Annotated in this window: 14 protein-coding genes and 1 riboswitch; of the genes, 6 read left to right on the top strand and 8 right to left on the bottom strand. The window is 41.5% G+C overall.

Annotation, left to right across the window (positions count from 1 at the left end; translation table 11 throughout):
• Positions 1–121: 121 nt before the first annotated feature.
• From Q0465_RS10935 to Q0465_RS10915, 5 genes are all read right to left on the bottom strand, one after another.
• Positions 122–1573 carry a RagB/SusD family nutrient uptake outer membrane protein gene (locus tag Q0465_RS10935; RefSeq protein ID WP_298616152.1) on the bottom strand — a complete coding sequence of 484 codons (1452 nt, stop codon included), beginning with the start codon at positions 1571–1573 and terminating at the stop codon, positions 122–124.
• 49 nt (positions 1574–1622) lie between these two features.
• Positions 1623–4724, bottom strand: a complete 3102-nt coding sequence (locus tag Q0465_RS10930; protein ID WP_298616150.1) for a TonB-dependent receptor — start codon at positions 4722–4724, stop codon at positions 1623–1625.
• A 167-nt stretch (positions 4725–4891) separates the two neighbouring features.
• Positions 4892–5548 (bottom strand): response regulator transcription factor, encoded by a 657-nt coding sequence (locus Q0465_RS10925; protein ID WP_298616148.1) that lies wholly within the window; start codon positions 5546–5548, stop codon positions 4892–4894.
• Positions 5549–5718: 170 nt separating this feature from the next.
• On the bottom strand, positions 5719–6660 hold the full coding sequence (locus tag Q0465_RS10920) for a histidine kinase (RefSeq protein ID WP_298616146.1): 942 nt from the start codon (positions 6658–6660) through the stop codon (positions 5719–5721).
• 115 nt (positions 6661–6775) lie between these two features.
• A complete protein-coding gene (locus Q0465_RS10915; protein ID WP_298616143.1) occupies positions 6776–9013 on the bottom strand; it encodes a BamA/TamA family outer membrane protein in 2238 nt (745 codons plus the stop codon).
• A 190-nt stretch (positions 9014–9203) separates the two neighbouring features.
• On the opposite strand from Q0465_RS10915, the gene Q0465_RS10910 reads away from it, so the two are divergent.
• Together Q0465_RS10910 and Q0465_RS10905 are read left to right on the top strand one after the other, a co-directional pair.
• A complete protein-coding gene (locus Q0465_RS10910) occupies positions 9204–9968 on the top strand; it encodes an RNA methyltransferase (protein WP_298616141.1) in 765 nt (254 codons plus the stop codon).
• 122 nt (positions 9969–10090) lie between these two features.
• Complete coding sequence (locus Q0465_RS10905) at positions 10091–10675, top strand: porin family protein (protein WP_298616139.1); 585 nt, start codon at positions 10091–10093, stop codon at positions 10673–10675.
• Positions 10676–10784: 109 nt separating this feature from the next.
• Here the strand turns inward: Q0465_RS10905 and Q0465_RS10900 are convergent, their stop codons facing one another.
• The 3 genes from Q0465_RS10900 to Q0465_RS10890 all read right to left on the bottom strand — a co-directional run bounded on the left by Q0465_RS10900 (position 10785) and on the right by Q0465_RS10890 (position 14866).
• Positions 10785–10970 (bottom strand): hypothetical protein, encoded by a 186-nt coding sequence (locus Q0465_RS10900; RefSeq protein ID WP_298616137.1) that lies wholly within the window; start codon positions 10968–10970, stop codon positions 10785–10787.
• Between the two features lie 470 nt (positions 10971–11440).
• Positions 11441–13588, bottom strand: coding sequence for an alpha-N-acetylglucosaminidase (locus Q0465_RS10895; RefSeq protein ID WP_298616135.1), 2148 nt, complete (start codon positions 13586–13588; stop codon positions 11441–11443).
• Positions 13589–13717: 129 nt separating this feature from the next.
• Positions 13718–14866 carry an acyltransferase family protein gene (locus tag Q0465_RS10890; RefSeq protein WP_298616133.1) on the bottom strand — a complete coding sequence of 383 codons (1149 nt, stop codon included), beginning with the start codon at positions 14864–14866 and terminating at the stop codon, positions 13718–13720.
• Between the two features lie 200 nt (positions 14867–15066).
• A riboswitch (SAM riboswitch) is annotated at positions 15067–15170 on the top strand.
• 258 nt (positions 15171–15428) lie between these two features.
• On the opposite strand from Q0465_RS10890, the gene Q0465_RS10885 reads away from it, so the two are divergent.
• The 4 genes from Q0465_RS10885 to Q0465_RS10870 form a co-directional block, all read left to right on the top strand.
• A complete protein-coding gene (locus Q0465_RS10885; RefSeq protein ID WP_298616130.1) occupies positions 15429–16580 on the top strand; it encodes a homocysteine biosynthesis protein in 1152 nt (383 codons plus the stop codon).
• A 50-nt stretch (positions 16581–16630) separates the two neighbouring features.
• On the top strand, positions 16631–17047 hold the full coding sequence (locus Q0465_RS10880) for a 4Fe-4S binding protein (protein WP_298616127.1): 417 nt from the start codon (positions 16631–16633) through the stop codon (positions 17045–17047).
• A gap of 151 nt (positions 17048–17198) precedes the next feature.
• The gene (locus Q0465_RS10875) at positions 17199–17948 is read left to right on the top strand and encodes a UPF0280 family protein (protein WP_298616125.1); all 750 of its coding nucleotides are present in this window, start codon (positions 17199–17201) and stop codon (positions 17946–17948) included.
• 160 nt (positions 17949–18108) lie between these two features.
• A partial coding sequence (locus tag Q0465_RS10870; RefSeq protein ID WP_298616123.1) for a homocysteine S-methyltransferase family protein occupies positions 18109–19172 on the top strand: 1064 nt, incomplete at its 3' end.

Here is a 19172-nt window from a genome sequence, read left to right as displayed (position 1 = left end):
TATGTGAATCGGTACCGTAAATGTTAAAGAAATATCAAAAGTCAAAGGCGGAAAGGAAACAGCATATACTGTCGGACCCAGGCCTTTGACTTTCAATTTCAGCTTTCAATTTTACAGTTTACTATTTCGGTAATGTATTTTCCCAACCTGGATTTTGAGTAACCCCAAACCCGGAGTTGATTTCGGAAGCAGGTATAGGATAAACAAAAGCCGCTACATCAAAATCAGGATAACTTCCATTCGCAACACTGATAAGTTCTCCCGTGCGACGGACATCAAACCAGCGGAATCCCTCTTCAAAAAATTCCCTTCTCCTTTCCTCTGCGATAAAAGCCAGTATTTCCTGCGTAGTAGCAGGCAGATCCCCTACAGTTTCAATAGCTGTATTTCTTTTAGCCGTATACAACAATGCTTCCTGTGCTTTTCCGACATTTCCCTGATGAGCATAAGCTTCTGCCTGAATTAAATACATTTCTGAAACCCGGAATACCGGAATATTATTCACGACCTGAGAAGTCGGAATACCGTCAAATTTCCTGGGATGCCTTGTTCTCACATCGATTAATTTCAAACGGATATCCGTGGAAGCAAATAAGTTAACTACAGTATCCGTTAAACTGGCTCTGTAACTTCCATACAAAGTATTCAATGCATTGGCAGATAAATTATCATTTTCCGATTTAGAAATCGTCAGAATATCTTCGTCGCTGATAGCCGTAGATGACCACATTTTCAGGTAAGTTTCATTTGAAACAGGAGAAGCATCCCGGAGGATAACGGCAGAATCAGCAGCAATAACAGCCCGTCCATAGTTTTCCATAAACAGATTTACGCGGGCTTCCAGAGCATAAATTGCAGCCCGGTTCATATAAAACTGATTCAACAAAATCAAATCGTCCTCATTGTTCTGATTATAATTATCCACATAAGTATACCACCTGCCCGCTTCTTCTATATCCCTCAATATCTGATCGTAGGTTTGCGCTACCGTAGCCCTCTCTACCTGAGTAAACGGTTCTATCGGTTCATTATCCATCAACACAATTCCCAGCTGATTATTTGTTTCTCCGGCACGATAGGGCAAAGCAAAAATATTGACCAGAACATGTTCTGCCAAAGCCCGTAAAGCATAACACTGGGAAATATAAGACTGCAAACTAGCCGTTTCTTTTTCGGTAAGATGCATTTCCCGGGAGACAGTTAACAGTTTTTTGGCCCCCTGAATCGTACGGGTAGCTCTGTCTATCACCTGGTATCCTCCCTGCCATATATAATCCAGATTCTCATCCGTATCAGAAAAATTATACCGGTTTATGGACAAAAAATGTCCCGTAGAAGAACTGGCAATTGCATTATCAGCAGCCAGATCCCCTAAAGCGACCACGTTTCTTCCGTAAAAATAATAGTATCCCAATGCGTTATACATACCATTCAAGCCGTTTTGTACATCTTCCACCGTATTATAAGCGTCCTTTGCCGGAATATTCTGGAAATTATCCAAATCCAGAAAATTGTTACAGGAGCAGAACAATAATACGGGTAACCCGATCCAATATTTGATTTTATTTTTCATATGCAATTTTTTTAATTTCAACCGTCTTTCGGCCTATTTCTTCGATTCATTAAAAAGCAACAGTCACTCCGAACATAACATTACGGGGAGTAGGGTAATTCCACCATTGTATACCGTTAGCGCCAATTCCTGCCGGATCGAATCCCCTGAAATTTTTGGCACAGAATGTATACAGGTTATCTGCCGTCATAAAAACCCGGACAGTTCCCAGATGGGCCTGATCCGTAATGTGTTTCGGTAAGGTATACCCTAATGACATAGTCCGTATTTTTAAATAACGTCCATTCATCAGAAAACGGGTTGAAGCATTATTGGCGGAAGAACCATCCCCGAAAACAAAACGGGGTACGTCCGTTACATCCCCCGGTTTCTGCCAGCGATGATCGTAGACATAACGGGTCGTATTATCAAAACCGGAACCACCGATCTGTTCGTCATAACTCAAATTATCTCCGTAAATCTTCCCTCCTAAAGAATAATTCAACTGAAATGAAAAATCAATTCCTTTATAACTCATCCGGCTTATCAAGCTTCCCTGAAACTTCGGACTGGCTGTACCGACATACCGTTTTCCGGCCTCATTATAATTTTTTGTCACTTCATGCCCTTCTGTCCCTTTATACCATTGTGCTTCCCCGGTCTGAGGATCGACCCCTGCATATTTCTTCATTTTAAAAGTATAAATATCCTGGCCTTTTTCTACAATGGTTATCGAACCTTCAATCGGATCGTCCGTACTGAGTTTGAGAATTTTATTTTTATTGTGAGAACCTATCAGACTCAAGTCCCAGTCAAATCCATTCAATCGCAAAACTTTGGCACTAATCGTAAATTCAATTCCCTGATTTTCCAATTTTCCAATGTTTTTAGGTACAGTCGTCAAGCCGGTAGTCCTGGAAATAGGCACCAGAAAGACCATATCTTTGGTCCGATGGTAATAATAATCAAACTCTAACGTAATCCGGTCCAAAAAAGAAACATCCAAACCGACATTAAATTTATTGGTCTGTTCCCATTTCAGGTCCGGATTCCCTTGTTGTTCGTGAGCACTTCCGGGAAGCCCGTTATAGTTATAACCAAATCCAAACAGATTCCGGGAAGCATACCAACCGTGAGCATAATCTGCATCTCCGACATCCTGATTGCCGGAAGTACCGAAACTCGTCCGAACGGTCAGATTATTCATCCACGATCTAGTGAATTCCATAAAATCTTCCTCCGACAAACGGTAACGGGCTCCGACCGACCAGAAACCTGCCCAACGGTTATCTTCCCCGAAACGGGAGGAACCGTCAGCCCGGGCACTCATAGAAAAATAATATTTACTTCTGAAATCATACTGGCCGTTGAAAAAAAACGAAGCTACTGCATAGTCATTTTTACTTGTAGAAGCAGAGCTGGGCACCGCTGCATTTGCAACCTGATTCAAATTAAAAAGCGGATAATTGGAAGCCGCCAGATAGGACAAATTTTCCTTCGTCTTCTGAACTTCCTGACCGATCATCAGATTCAGATTGTGTTCTTCATTAAATGTCTTAATATAACTCAAAGTATTGGTAATACTCAATAATGTCCGGGCAGAAGAACCATGTTCTCCCATTCCTCTCATATCTTTTCCCTGAGGTTGTAAAAAAGACCAAAAACCGAATTCTTTCAAATCGTAATAATCAATACCCACACGGGAATTAAAAATTAAATCCTCTCTGAAATTAATTGTCACATAGGGACTGACCATAATACGGTATTGCTTTCCCTCACTTTTATCCCCGTATTTACTCCGCTGGGCAACGGGATTGTAACCATTTAAAGTATTGAAATTCCAATCCCCGTTCTCATCTTTGACAGGTATCAAAGGCGATTGCATATACGCCTGTGTGATAGGATCGGTAAAATAACCTCCTCCGGCTCCCATATTGGTTTTCGTATAGGAAAGGTTCAATGCAAACCCATAGCTTACTAATTTACTGGGCGATTGTGAAAAATTTACCCGCCCGGAATACCGTTCCAAATCTTTACTGATAACCAAAGCTTTATTGTTGAAATAATTAAAAGAAGTATAAAAACGCGGAGCAGTTTCTGTCGTACCTCCGCCCTGCAGATCCAGATTATATTCCTGTACAAATCCCACCCGGGTCACTTCATCCAGCCAATTGGTACGGGTACTGCCATCCGTTTCCAAATAGGCATACATCATCTCTTTCATTCCTTCCGGAGTATAAGGGAAATATCCACCGAACAGAACATCATTGTAATAAGCGGCATTTCCATCTTCTCCATACAGATCATAATCATTCAGCAAACCTTCCACCTGTATTTCGGTATATCTGTCAGCATTCAGTGGTCTGTAACTTTTCGGGATACTCGGTTTCATTTCCATACCGAGTTTTACTGTCAGATTTGCCTGCAATTTCCCGGTTTTTCCTTTTTTCGTGGTGATGACAATCACCCCGTTTGCTGCCCGGGCCCCATATATAGAAGTAGCCGTAGCATCTTTCAATACAGTCATGGATTCTATATCGGAAGGGCTCAGGGTAGATAAAGGGGACAAAGACTGTTCCTCAGAAGAACGGATTCCCATTGTACCAGCAGTAACCGGCACCCCATCAATAACATATAAAGGCTGTGTGCCGGAATTCAGAGAATTACGTCCCCGGATAAAAATAGTAGCGGGGGCACCCGGTTGTCCGGAAGATACATTCATCTGCAAACCCGGTACTGTTCCTTCCAGTGCTTTAATTGGGTTGGCATCGGTTTTATCTACAATATCCTGTGTTCCTACCGTAGTGGCAGCACCGGTAAATGCTTTCCTGCGGGTAACCCCATAGCCGGTTACAATAACTTCATCCAGACTTTGAGCATCATTTTCCAAAGCCACATTGATTATACTTTTATTACCGACTGTATAGTTTTCCGTTTTCATACCTACAAAAGAGAAAACGAGCACATCTGCAGGAGATGCTTCTATAGAATAACGTCCCTGCAAATCAGTTGCCGTCCCTATCGTCGTCCCTTTAATGACAATAGACACTCCCGGCAATGGACTTCCATCGCTTTTATCTGTCACAATACCGCTGACAGTATGCATTTGTGCATTGCTCACCTGTAGACCAACTAAAAACAGGAGAGTTAATAAACCAATTAATTTTCTCATAAATTTTAGTTTAGTTATAAAAAAACCGCTTATGCAACTTTTTTTGAATTGTTTAACGAATACTAAGATTAGCGGTTTCAATAAATCTTAATTTTAACAAATAAAAAAGGCTGTCGAACTTACTCTTCAACAGCCTTTTATTCTTTACGGAAAGATTCGCTTATGCTTCAATCACTGATTTCGATAATCTTATTTTTAATGGCATACATCACTAAAGCGGCAGTATTGCGGCAACCGGTTTTACTCAGGAGATTGGCTCTATGTTTGTCAACAGTACGTTTACTGATAAACAGTTCATCCGCGATTTCCTGGTTTGATTTTCCTTTACAAACGTGATATAAAATTTCCATCTCCCGCTCTGATATTTCACTATCGGGACTTTCTGTTTCCGTCTTATTATTGTCCCGCATATTATTTAAAATACTGAACAGTAATTCTTCCGAGAAGAAATTTTCCCCTGCCGCCACTTTTTTAATAGCGGTAACCACATTTTCAATCCCTGTATTTTTCAACATAAAACCTTTCGCGCCAGCGTCAATCATTTTGTAGTAATACTGCTCATCCCCATACATAGACAAAACAATAATTTTCAAATCCGGATGAAGCCGCAAAGCCTCACGGGTAGCTTCAATGCCATTCATCCCGGGCATTTCAATGTCCATCAGCACCACATCACAATCTACCAGCGACAAACTTTCGATAAATTCTCTTCCATTGGAAGCCTCGTATATATGATGGACAAAATCCTGTGTCGACAACAATAACTTCAGTCCTTCCCGGAACAATTTATGATCGTCTACCAGATAAATTTTCAGCTTTTGCATAGTATATTTTAATATTAGCCTTTTCCGCTCTTGTCCTTTTTCTTCCCCAAATCAAAAATCGTAAATTTTATCTAATTCTCACACGAATTTCCCCTTAAAATCATTAAAAATTTATTTTTCCAGAGAATGTTCTCCCTTTCAATCAGTATTTATTCTCCTTCCCTCTTTTATTACAGGACAATATAGGCTTTTGCCTGCATCCCTTTTCCCCGTTCACTGATGATTTCAATGTCTCCGTTTCCGGATTTTAACCGGTATAAAATATTATCCAGTCCCATTCCGTATTGGGTAGCTTCCCGGCTGACATTAAAGCCAATTCCGTCGTCCCTGTAATCCAGGTAAATCGTCTTTTCTTTGAGTTGCAAATCAATCCGGACATTATGCGCCTCTGCATGTCGAAGGGTATTGTTAATCAACTCACATATCACCCGGTAGAGGATAACTTCTACATTATAAACAAAACGTCGCCCTCCAATATTGGTGGAAAAACGAATTTCAATCCCTTCTGCCGATCTCAGTCTTTTTATAAAAGATTCCACAGCATCTTTCAATCCGAAATTATTCAAAATATGCGGACTGATATTGGCAGAGATATCCCTGACACTTACGATCGCTTCGTCAACGGCTTGTTTAAGATTTTGCTTGATCTTTTCATTTACCTCCGGGGCAGCCTTGGCATCTAATCCGGAAAGTAACATCTTTACAACACTCAATAAAGGTCCCAGTCCGTCGTGCAACTCTTTGGCAAAGCGTTGCCTCTCCTTTTCTTCCGTACGAATTACTGCCGATAACACCTTATTTTCTGTTTCCCTCCGCATCTCATCCAAACGCTTCATAAACTGAAAAATTTTCCGGATATAAAACACGCCTACCAACAATACCAGCGAAATAATAAAAGTCAGCCATCTTTGAACAATAGCCAGTTCCTCTTCCAGTTCAGGATAAATGGTCGGGAAAAGATCCATAATGATCGAAATGACCATCAAAATAAAACCACTGGATATTAAAATCCAGGAAGCATTGAATTTGGTACGCTTAAACAAGCTTATTGCTATTCCGGCAGCCAGTACCTGAAATACCAAAGATATATAAACAACAACGGTGGAAAGCATATTCTATACAATAATAAACGTTCATTAAATCAAACCGGTCAGGAGAAACAACTGACTTCAACTAAAAGATAAAACCGCCGGAAAATTCATACGCCCCCACCAACTGTATTCCTGCTTAAAACGGATAACCAATAGCGATATTGAAAACGGTATGTTTTATCCATTTCCCATTATCGAACAATACGAAACGTTGTCCCTGCGGTTTCGCCGGATCCCTCATTTTTATCCCCCAATCAAAACGCAAAAGGAAAAAATTAGCATCCACTCTCAATCCTGATCCCGTCCCCAATGCAATCTGCCGCAGGAAATCTCCTCCCAGGACTGTACCTCTCCGGTTTTCATATTTCGTAATATTCCAAATATTTCCGGCATCCAGGAACAACGCACCTTCCAGTAACCAGAAAAGTTTAAAACGGTACTCTACATTAGCCTCCAGTTTAAAATCCCCCACATTATTGGGATAATTATCTTCAGCAACATAAGATCCCGGTCCCAGCGTCCTGGCTTGCCAGGCCCGGATTCCATTGGCTCCTCCTCCATAAAAAGCCTCTTCAAAAGGAAGCACTTTCATATTGCCGTAAGGATAGCCACATCCTAAAAATAAACGGTATACAATCGTATTCGCCCTGTTCAGATAATGATTAAAACGATATTCCCCGTCTGCTTTAATAAATTGGGCATATTGTACTCCTAACATCTCGTAATAGCGTTCTTCGTTCTTCCTGACCTGAGGAATGTTGAAGACCTGATCAATGGCCCACAAAAAATTCCCGGAAGTCTCCAAATTCCCCCGGAAATAATTGAAACTGCTTTGTCCGTTCAATTGCTGATTGGTGTAAACTGCTGAAAAATTAGCCGATAAAATCAGGTGGCTGGTATAAGCACTTTTTACATATTTGTTTTTCAAACCTGCAATAAAAGCACTGTCTACATTTCGCATCATCACATAATTCAAATCGATTAAATCGAAATTATAACGCCATTTTTTATCAGCCTTTCTCCACAAATATCCGAATTTGGCACTGGCAATGCGTCTGTCGTAAAAAGGAGTGTGTTCGTAACTAAAGGATAGAGATACCGAAGTTTTAGGAGCATAATTCCTCCGGAAATCGTGTAAACGGAAAACAGGCATCCAAAACTGAGGAGTTACCAGGCGCATCTCTACCCCCAACTCCTTCGTACTAAATATCTTATTCTCATTAAATTGTTCTTTTTTTAAAGCTCCCCATACGCTCAAGGAAAGATTCTCTCCGCTTTTAAACAGGTTCCGGTGATTATAGGTCAGATTTCCACCAACCCCTATATTTCCGGAATTATGAGTCCCCTCCAGAAAAATATTGTATGACTGCCTTTTCATAGGTGTCAACTGTATATCACATACCAAAATTTTCTCGTTGGCTGTTGTCGGTTTTTCCCGGAACACAATGTTGATAAACTTGAATAAATTTAAAGCCTGTAAACGGGAATAAGAATCCACAACCTTCTGTACATTATACAGTTCTCCCTCTCTGAATTGGATGGTTTCAATAATCAGTTTCGGTTTTATCTTCAGCCTATCCCGGTAAAGTATCCCATAGTTGCGTTCGATCGTAGCTGTATAGCTGGAATCTGCTCCCGACAAAAAAACCAAGGGATCATAATCAAAATTGATATTGATTTTTTCGATTCTGAATTTATGATAAGCTGTGGTATCGGTAGGATTATTTACAATACTAAGCAACAAACCGGCTTTATCCTGTTGCTGAGTCGTTGTGGTATCGGCATAATACTGAATAAAATTTTTCGAAAAATTGAAATATCCTCTTTCCCTCAGCATGCGGGTAATCCGCTCCCGCTCCGCTTCCAGTAATTCGACATCCAAAGGAGCGTCCTTCTGAATTTTTGTGCGGAAAGAATCCTGCAATACTTCCTGCATCAATTTTGCCGTATCAGCCAAATTATTATGCACATACTGATGGGTATCGGTAAAACTGAAATTTTCAATAGTCGTTACTTTCCCGGGGAAAACCTCGTATTCTACATAAGCTTTCTTTTTCTTAAAATAAACCGTATCCTGTACACTGGCATTGTAATATCCTTTATTATTCAAAAACAATTTTATCTGGGAAAGACTCCGGTCCGTTAAGAAATCGCTATAAATCACAGGAGCTTCTCCTATCGTCCGTAACCACTTATTAAAACGTTTTTTCTCGTTTTTTCCACTCAGATTATACAATCCCAAATGAAAACGGGCCACCCCCAGGATGCGGGTATTGGGCTTCTGACGGATATTCTTTTTTATATCCGATTTCTTAATTTCTTTACTGTCTGTTTTTATTATGACCTTATTCAGTAAATACTCATGGTCTGCCACATATTTTGTCGGCGAACAAGAGTAGAAGAAAAAAAACGACAGAAAAATAAGTAATATCTTATATCCGGGACACTTCTCCAACTATCAAAAATGTTATTATTTTTGTATTCAAATTACACTTTGCCCTGTTTTATAATTTTAGATGCGGGAACTGTCCCGGCACCTGAAGGTTAAAACCCAATTTTACAGCATGCTAAGCAAACACGTAACAAAAATAGTCCAAAGTCTTGAAAAAAAGAAATTCAGAGATAAATATAATCTCTTCAAAATTGAAGGAGATAAATTAGTACAAGAACTTCTTTTATCGGATTTTAAAATCGACACCCTTATAGCCTACCCGGAATGGATTGCCCGAAACCCTATTTCCTGCCATGTTCCGAAGGTTATCGAAGCGGATACACGTGAAATGGGATTTATTTCCAATTTTCAATCTCTTCCGGAAGTGGTTGCTCTCGCTGAAATTCCCGAATATACCTATTCAGGAGAAGAAGTCAAACAATCCCTTTCGTTAGTCCTCAATGGCATACAGGATCCGGGTAATCTGGGAACTATCGTAAGAGTAGCGGATTGGTTCGGTATCCGTCATATTTTTTGTGACACAGATTGTGCAAACATTTACAACCCGAAATGTGTACAGGCAAGCATGGGTGCCGTTTTTAGGGTAAAAACACATTATACAGAACTCATTCCTTTATTACAAACATTCAGCGCTCCTGATTTTCCTTGTTACGGTACCTTTCTGAACGGAGAAAACATATACAAAACCCGTTTAAACCCGCAAGGTTTTATCGTGATGGGAAACGAAGGAAACGGAATCCGGCCCGAGATCGAACAATTAATTCAATATAAACTCACCATCCCCAGTTTTGCACAGAGCTCCTATTCGACAGAATCCCTCAATGTAGGAGTGGCTACCGGTATCATCTTATCGGAATTTAAAAGAAATTCGGAATAGAGGATTTTTCAAGGTATGGCACGTTAATTGATAGATAAAATTTTATAAAAAATGAAATTAGTTTTTTGAACCCTTTCTTAAAACAGGATCAGACACTGTTTAATCAGACTAAAGACAAGAATATGAAAAAATGGATTATTTTATTTGCCCTTTGTTTTTGCAGTTATACAATGATGGCCCAATCTCCTTTTAATATCGGTATTCACGGCGGAGTATCGAACAATAAGATTAAGGTTAAGGAAGCAGCTTTGGGTATAAAAAACGGGACCAATACCGGTTATATGTTAGGAGTCTTTGCCCGTATTAACCTGGGCCCTATCTATGTGGAACCGGCTTTAAATTTTTCGCATAAAAAAGGAGAAGTAAAAAATGAAGTCAACAAAAGTTCCCTGAAATATAGCTCTTTCGATATTCCGGTAATGCTGGGCTTGCATATAGTAGACGTCCCGGCTTTAAAACTGAGGGCTTACTTGGGACCGGTAGCTTCTTTTACCGGAAAGCTGAAATGGGATAATAATGATTTCGGTGACAGGCTGGACAACCGGAAAGTAATGTGGAACGGAAAAGTCGGAGTCGGTGTAGATGTCTGGAAATTCACCTTTGATATCGATTTTGAAAAAGGATTTAAGAATTTCCAAAATAAAGACAATATAAAAGTCAAATCTCCCCGCTCATTCAATTTCACACTAGGACTTAAAATCATTTAATTTGCCTGAAAAAGGCTATGGATTAAAGGATTATCGCTTCATAGCAGAAGCGAATGAGCGGAACTTACGTTCCGCATTCTTCCCTTTTATCCGAACCGGAGGTTCATAATCAGCGAATCGGATGGCGAGCATTAAACCAGAAAGGAGGTAAAGGTAAATTTTTATAGCTTTCTATTCTTTCTTTGTATTGTATCCATCCTCCGTCTTGTTTTGCCTGAAAGGTTCGGGCTGCGTTCGTTATAGCGTAACGTTCAGCTTCCGCTGCAACGCCGATACTTCCTCCTTTTAGGTGCACAGAATGCACCTAACGTCGGCGGACAACCCGGCGTTGCGGCCGCTGTAGCTTCACACGCTATCACACTCACCTCCGCCAGACCTTTCAGGCAAAACAAGACTCCGGAGAAGCAGTCTGTGCCTTGAATAACCGGTATTCAGGGCGGTTTGTTCAGAACCGGAGGTCTGTTGTATTTGCCGGTCCTTGCGGGAACGAGCGTCTTTTCGTTTGAAGTCCGGAGTGTTAAAAAACGCCGGGTTGTTTGCCGACGTTAGGCAGGCAAAGCCTGACTAAAAGGAGGAAGTATCGGCGTTTTAACGCAGGACGAATTACGAAAAAGCGAGTGGAGTATCAGACCGGCAAATACAACAGACCGAAGGGAAAAGGCGACAAAAGAAATCTACTTATATTTTACATTAATCCTTATATCCAAGCCGGAAATTCATCAACAACAAGTCGGATAACAAACGTTAATCAATCATTCCGTACCGTTAATCCCCAAAAATCTCCCGGAACAGGAAAGGAGCTACTTCCGTAATATTTCCTTCCGCAACAGAATCATAGCTATTATTCCTAAGGGTCCAGGGCTCCTCCAATGCATACCAATCGATATCCTCCACTTCCTCTCCTTCCAAACGCCTTTCTAGTAAATCAAAATAAGCCTTCCAGCGGGGATAATAAAAATCCTTTAAAAGACCGGCCCATTCCCGATGAGAATAATCCCTCAAGCCTCCTTCATCAGCAGCCTTACGATTTCCCCAGGTCGTAATCTGTACCCGGGCATTCCATTCATAAAGCTGCTTCTCTGCTTCGGTCTCCCCTTTTGCCTTTGCTCTTGCCAGCCAAGTCCCCAGCCGAAATTCCGGACGCGTAGCTAAAAGGGAATCCTGCCAAAGAATCAATTGTAAAAACTCCCGACTCAAACTCCGGAAAGCCATTTTATCCTGTGCCCGGTAGGCTTCAGTAACTTTTTTCTGCAAAACATTTCCTTTATCGGCAATCGCCTGACGCATGATATCTGCCAAATCATATTCAAAATTATTATTCCCTTTATATTGCCCGCTCACCTCCAAAAAAAGTGCCGCTACTTTTCTGGTTTCTCCGGGAGCATAATACATTTCAGACGTCCCCCAAGAAGAAGCTCCGGAAATAGCCAATGCAGGGCGGGCACAGAAAACAGACTCCGTAGTTCCCTCCTGCACAACAGGACAATTATATACAGTTCTTCCCAATATCTGCCAAGCCTCCTGTAAACGGGGGTCATCTTTTCCGTAGCGGGCTTTTACATAGCCGCGCAACCATTCTTCTTTCGTAAAAGGAGTCTTCCGCCAAGGCAATTCCAGTAACAGTTCATACATAACCGGATTATTCTCAATACCTTCCATCGTCATCCCCACCCCTTTCAGGGAAGCTGCATCCGGATGACGGGAAGCCGCATAAAATCCATCCACCACCCGGTCCATCCGGCCATACATTCCAATATTCCCTCCAAAATTCAATAGCATACAATAAAGCCAGTCCTGTCCCTCAAATCCCTTCTCCCTATACCATACCGATTCCCGGTCCCCCCACATCGGACGGTTTTCACTGGATAAATCCAGAACCAGCACATCCCCCTGAGATAAAGAAGTGATGATCTCCTGACGGGGATTGGCCTGCCAGGCCTGCATCACCCATACAGCTTCAGGATTAGCCTCTTTCATAGCCTGCAATACAGATTGAGCAGCTAAAGTCAGGTTTACGCCCTGTATATTCCCTCCCTCGTGAAAAGGATCCATTCCGTAAAATTTCGCTTTCCCGAACCTCTTTTCCATCTCGGTATAATACAAACCTGCAATTCGCCTGAAGGCAGGATCTTCCGGTTGCAAAAAAGCCGGACGCTGATATCCGCACCATCCTCCCGGATCCTTTACTTCTATACCCAATTTCTCATGCGCATTATGAGGCAACATCCCGGCATATCCCGGAAATACCGGTTCGATCCCATATTCCCTCATCCGGTTCAGAATACGGTGCTGCAAATGCATTTGCTGCTGATACCAGCTCTCCGGGTTCGGTCCTCCCCAACCTTCCAAGTTATTCATATGCCACCAGGCTAAAAATCCCGGCCCGGCAATGAATTGTCCAATCTCTTCCTCCGTATACCCTAACTGCTGTAAAACATTATGCCATATCATTTCCATACCCGTCAAAGCCAAAGCCATATTAATCCCGTGAAGTGCCATCCAGTCCAATTCCTGTTCCCATCTTTCCCAGTCCCAAAAAGCCATCGAATAAGAATAAGTGCAGTAATTGAAGTCATACCGGTATTTCAAACCTGTTTCACGCCTTTCTTTTTCCTTTACAGGTGGTAAAACAGCAGGTAATTTCGCCTTCATACCATTCCAGGAAAGGTGAATTCCTGCATAATACTTCAAATACCAGTTAATACCGGTAGCAATACTCACATAATTATTTCCCCTTACGACCACTTTATCCCCGGCCTGATCCAACTCAAAAAAGTCAGACGGTCCTTCTATCCGCTCGATTTTAAATTTCTGCGCACTACCCGGTTCTATCCGTTCCAACAATTCATATATCGGAGAAGATTTCACCGATAAACAGATAAATATACATAAACCCAAACAAATCTTTTTCATTTTTCCTAACCTTCTAAAATCTCTATCTTACATTTCATATAACTTTTTTTCTGCCTGTCCCCTGAACGGGTACAGGATTTTTACCATTACGGATGTTTCCTGCCAGAACCTGTAACGATCCGGTATACATCAGATTTTTATATAAATATGCCGTTTATATAAAGCATATGCAATCACCCAATTCAGCATAACATAAAGCAGAGCATATACCAAAGAAGCAAAATAAGGCTCTAACCAGGAAGCCAAAACGACAAAATAAATCTGATCCTGAAACGTATAAGCTAAAATTATAGCCAGAATTTCCGACAATACATACATAAACAAAGGATTCACCCCAAAAGCCTCAAAAAAACGGCTTCCCTTTTTACACCCCTTTACATCTATCCAATAAACCAGTAAAGCTAAAACCTGAGACGCCAATCCGCAAGTAATCATGACATACGTAGGACTCCATATTTTTTTATTGACGGGACAAGCATAACTCAGCAAATACCCGGCAAACAAAAGCATCGTACCAAAAACAAACAGCTGACGGACCCGGATCTCGTTTTCCTTCACTTCCATCAACACTCTCCCCATACAAGCTCCCAGCAACACATGGGCAAAACAAGGCAAAGCACTCAATAATCCCTCCGGATCAAAAGCAATACGGCCCCCGCCCGGCAACCATTCTCCATACAGGTGTTTCACCCCGAATACGGCCCGGTCAACTACCGATATGATATTATCCTCCGAACGTGCAAAACCCTCTCCTACAGATAACAGGACAAAATAACCACTCAATATTAACAGGGCTGTGAGCAGATAATAACGCGGTCTTACCGCCAGACAGAGGATAGCCCCACCCAAATATGCGATTGCCAGTCTTTGTAATACCCCCAATATCCGGATATCCGCCACAGGAAAAATATTCTGTGTAAAACGTTCCCAAAAAGTAAACCCACCCTTTCCTATATTCATAAAAGTTCCGAACCACAAAGAAAACCAATTGATTCCCAAACCTACCAAAAAAATAAGAATTGCCCTCCTGAAAACTTTGATAAGTGCTCCTTCAGAAAAAAGAGAATCATACTTCCGTAAAGAAAAATACAGGGATACCCCCATGATAAACATGAAAAAAGGAAATACCAGATCGGTAGGGGTCAAGCCATTCCAGGAAGCATGACACAAAGGGGCATAAACAGCTGACCAAGAACCCGGATCGTTCACTAAAATCATTCCGGCTACCGTAATTCCCCTGAAGACATCTAATGCCAACAAACGATTTCCTGTTTTCATACCATACATTTTCTATCTTTAAAATCACTACCTGACCGCTGTAAAACACAAAAATGTTCAATATTATACAAAGAAAATTAAAAAGGGGGAAATTATATAGAAATAATAAATAAAAATACAATTTCATCTTATTTTTTTGGATTTTAGGAGATTTTGAGTTTTCTTTGCTGCATCAATTCAATCCGTAAGAAAGATTGTTTGAATTATAAAGAGGAGTTGAGAGACGGGCTCTGAGAAACTCCGACAACCTCAGTTATACTGAAAGGTGCCAAAACCCGTCCTGAAAAATCAGGAGTTATAATTTAAACCATGCAGAAGATGAGCGCAGACAAGAATTACTTCAACACATCAGAGACATTCCAGGAATTAAATTTCTCTTTTCTTTACAGCCTATCTATGTGTATGCGCTGCATGCGCTGATTTTATCTTATCCACACAACAGAACGGCTCCCGGGGAGCTATTTGAAAAGACCTCTATGCAAAAACAGAAGGGAGTTTCTGCTTTTCATCAGGTATTTTCAATGTAAAATTTATTACCTGAACTTATAACAGCAATATCATTATGGCGAAGTCGTACGCAGAAATCAACGAAAAAATTAAAAATGGGAAAGCCGTAGTATTAACAGCCGAAGAAATTTCCGAATTATCCAAATCCCTGTCCCCAAAAGAAATAGCAGCAAAAGTAGATGTTGTCACCACGGGGACTTTCGGAGCAATGTGTTCTTCCGGCGCTTTTATCAATTTCGGACATGCCGATCCTCCCATTCGCATGGAAAAAATCGAATTAAACGGAGTAAGAGTCAGTGGAGGATTGGCAGCAGTAGACACTTATATCGGGGCCACAGATTGCAATCCGGAGCGTCCTGCTTACGGAGGAGCCCATTTGATACAGGAATTAATCGAAGGCAAAGATATCACACTGGAAGCCTGGGGCAAAGGAACCGATTGTTATCCCCGTAAACACATAAAAACAATCATCAACCGGGAAACGATCAATGAAGCCATTCTGTATAATCCCCGGAATGCCTATCAAAACTATAACGTCGCAACCAACACCACCGACCAGATTAAATATACGTATATGGGTACCCTTCTCCCGCGGATGAGGAATGCTTCTTATAGTACAGCAGGAGAACTTTCCCCTCTGCTCAACGACCCGGAATGCCGTACAATCGGATTAGGAACCCGTATCTTCCTCTGTGGAACAGAAGGTTATGTCAGCTGGAACGGTACACAGTTTCACACGGGCAAGGAAACAAATGCTTTTGGTATTCCGACTAGCAATGCCCGTACAATAGCCGTTATCGGAGATTTAAAAAATATGAGTGCAGATTTTCTGCGGGCGGCTTACTACGAAAAATACGGAGTCAGTATGTTCGTAGGCATCGGCATCCCCATTCCTATCCTGGACGAAGATATGGCAAGCCGCGTATCGATCCGCAACGAACAGATCGAAACCACTGTCGTTGACTATGGAAATGGAAACCAGATCCTAGGAAAAACCAACTATGCAGCTTTGCACAGCGGTGAAATTGAAATCAACGGACACAAAGTCAGAACAGCTCCGGTTGCCAGTTTGGCAAAAGCCCGGGAAATAGCCGGTATCTTAAAAAGCTGGATACAACAAGGCCGTTTCCTGCTCTCGGAACCCGTCCGGCCCATGCCCATTGGTACAAATCTGAAATCCTTGCAAGAAATAAAAAAGGAAGACTAAAATTCCAAGCAAAGAAAAAACAATCTGTCAAATTGTAATCTTTATAGATCATGATAAAAAAATTAGTATTATCCTTTCCGGTAGATGCTACCGACCGTTCCCTGACCTACGATCTGGTGAAATTATACGATATCCGCATCAACATTTTAAAAGCCGAAATAGAAGCCGGAAAATCAGGAAAACTGTTAGTGGAACTGGAAGCTGACGATCCCCAGCTGGAAAAAGGAATTTCTTATCTTTGGGAAAACGGCGTCAGTGTGAGCCCGCTGTCCAGTAAAATATCCTATGACGAATCCCGCTGCATCAATTGCGGGAACTGCGTCTCAGCCTGTTTCTCCCATGCACTGACCATTGGAGCTCCGGACTGGACATTAAAATTCAATCCTGAAAAATGTATCGTATGCAAACTTTGCCTGAAATCCTGCCCGCAGAAATTATTCCGGATAGAATTTGCCGAAGGCATTTAAAGTCTTACAGGAAACAGAGGAAATCGAACAATCGTAAATAGCTTATTATGCAAAAAGCAAATGAGAAAGATTATAGGTATAAAATGAAAAACAATTTACTAAAAATTTTATAATTTTAGGAATCCTATTCAACTCAAAAAATAAATAAGCTATGGAATATAAAATCAGGACATACCGCGAACATTTCAGAGAAGGCCGCTGGATGAACTTTATTGTAAAATGTAAAGATTCCGATCTCTGGATCGGAGTGGATAAAGCTTCTTATCAACCTGAAATGCCTCAGTTTTGTAGTGTTTTACTACAAGAATTACGAAACATTATGGAAGCCTATCTCCAAAAAGATCCCTGCTATTTGACCTCTCTGGTTCCATATCATGCAAAGCCGGAAGCTCCTGAAATATTCCGGAAAATGTCGGAAGTCTCCCAGAAGACACATATCGGACCGATGAGCGCCGTAGCCGGAGCTGTAGCCGAATACATGGTACATGCTTTGAAAAAAGAATTTGGCATAAAAGAAGTAATCGTAGAAAACGGAGGGGATATTTACGCAGATATCATAGAAGACATGGACGTATCTGTATTTGCCGGAAGTTCTCCACTTTCCGAAAAAGTCGGCTTACACATCAACGCTTCCCAGGCCCCTTTAGGTATCTGTACTTCTTCCGGAACGGTAGGCCCCTCCCTGAGTTTTGGGAAAGCCGATGCCGTTATGATTATCTGCCGGGACGTATTACTGGCCGACAGCTATGCCACGGCCTTTGCCAATTTTGTCCGGAAAGCCGAAGATATTAATCCGGTACTGGAAAAAATCGGAAAGATTAATGAGATTATGGCTGCCTTACTGATTAAAGACGATAAGATGGGAGTCATCGGTAAGTTTGAACTGAAATTTTTTAACTAAACTTTATACTGTCCGGGAAATCACCGCTAATAAATTTACCTGCCGGTAAAAAGAAACGGCATCAGAGGGAATTCGAGAGGACCGCTACAGTATAAATACATTTTAAAGTCTGAGAACCATCTTTCTATCCGGCTTTATAAACGTTTTATATTTTAAATAAATGCTGAAAAATTTATTAGAGGAAAAAATACTTATCCTGGACGGTGCTATGGGCACTGCTATACAACAATACCAGCTAACTGAAAGAGATTTCAGAGGAAAGGAATTTGCAGCTCATCCGGTCAACCTGAAAGGGAATAATGACATCTTAACCCTGACCTGCCCGGATATTATCGCACGGATTCATCAAACTTATATTGATGCCGGAGCCGATATTATAGAAACAAATACATTCAATTCAAATGCTGTATCGCAAGCGGACTATGAATGTGCAGAATACGTCTACCGCCTGAATTATGAAGGGGCACGGCTGGCACGGCAAATGGCGGATAAAGCCGGACGGACGATATATGTGGCCGGAAGTATCGGTCCTACGTCCAAAACCCTTTCCCTCTCCCCGGATGTTAACCGTCCGGAATACCGGTCCATTGATTTCGATAGCCTAACTGCCACTTACGAACAACAAGTATGCGGATTAATTGAAGGGGGAGCGGATATTTTACTTGTAGAAACGGTTTTCGACGGCTTGAATGCAAAAGCGGCCTTGTATGCGATCGACAAAGTACAGACCGGAAAAGCAAGTCGTTTACCGGTAATGGTATCTGCTACAATCAACGACAAGAGCGGACGAACCCTTACCGGACAATCTTTGAAGGCATTGTATACAGCTCTTTCCCATTATCCTTTATTGAGTTTCGGTTTAAACTGTTCTTTCGGAGCAAAAGATTTACTGCCTTTTGTAGAACAACTCCATAAATTTCTGCCTTGCGGGTTGAGTCTTTATCCCAATGCAGGACTTCCGAACGAGATGGGGGAATATGACGAATCGCCCGGATATACGGCATCCCTACTCAAGTCAATCGCTCAAAAAGGCTGGTTAAATATAGCCGGGGGATGTTGCGGAACAACACCTGCCCACATCCGGGCGATTCGGGAAGCCTTACAAGGACTTCCCCCCAGGATTCCGGTTTCTGCTTCCCCTCAACTGGTTGTAAGCGGCCTGGACAGCATTGTTATCAACAAAACCCTCAACAACTTTGTCAATATAGGTGAACGCACCAATGT

Origin of the sequence: uncultured Odoribacter sp., assembly GCF_937966165.1 — a bacterium.
Taxonomy (GTDB): Bacteria; Bacteroidota; Bacteroidia; order Bacteroidales; family Marinifilaceae; genus Culturomica.
This window is presented reverse-complemented; position numbering and strand designations above follow the sequence as displayed.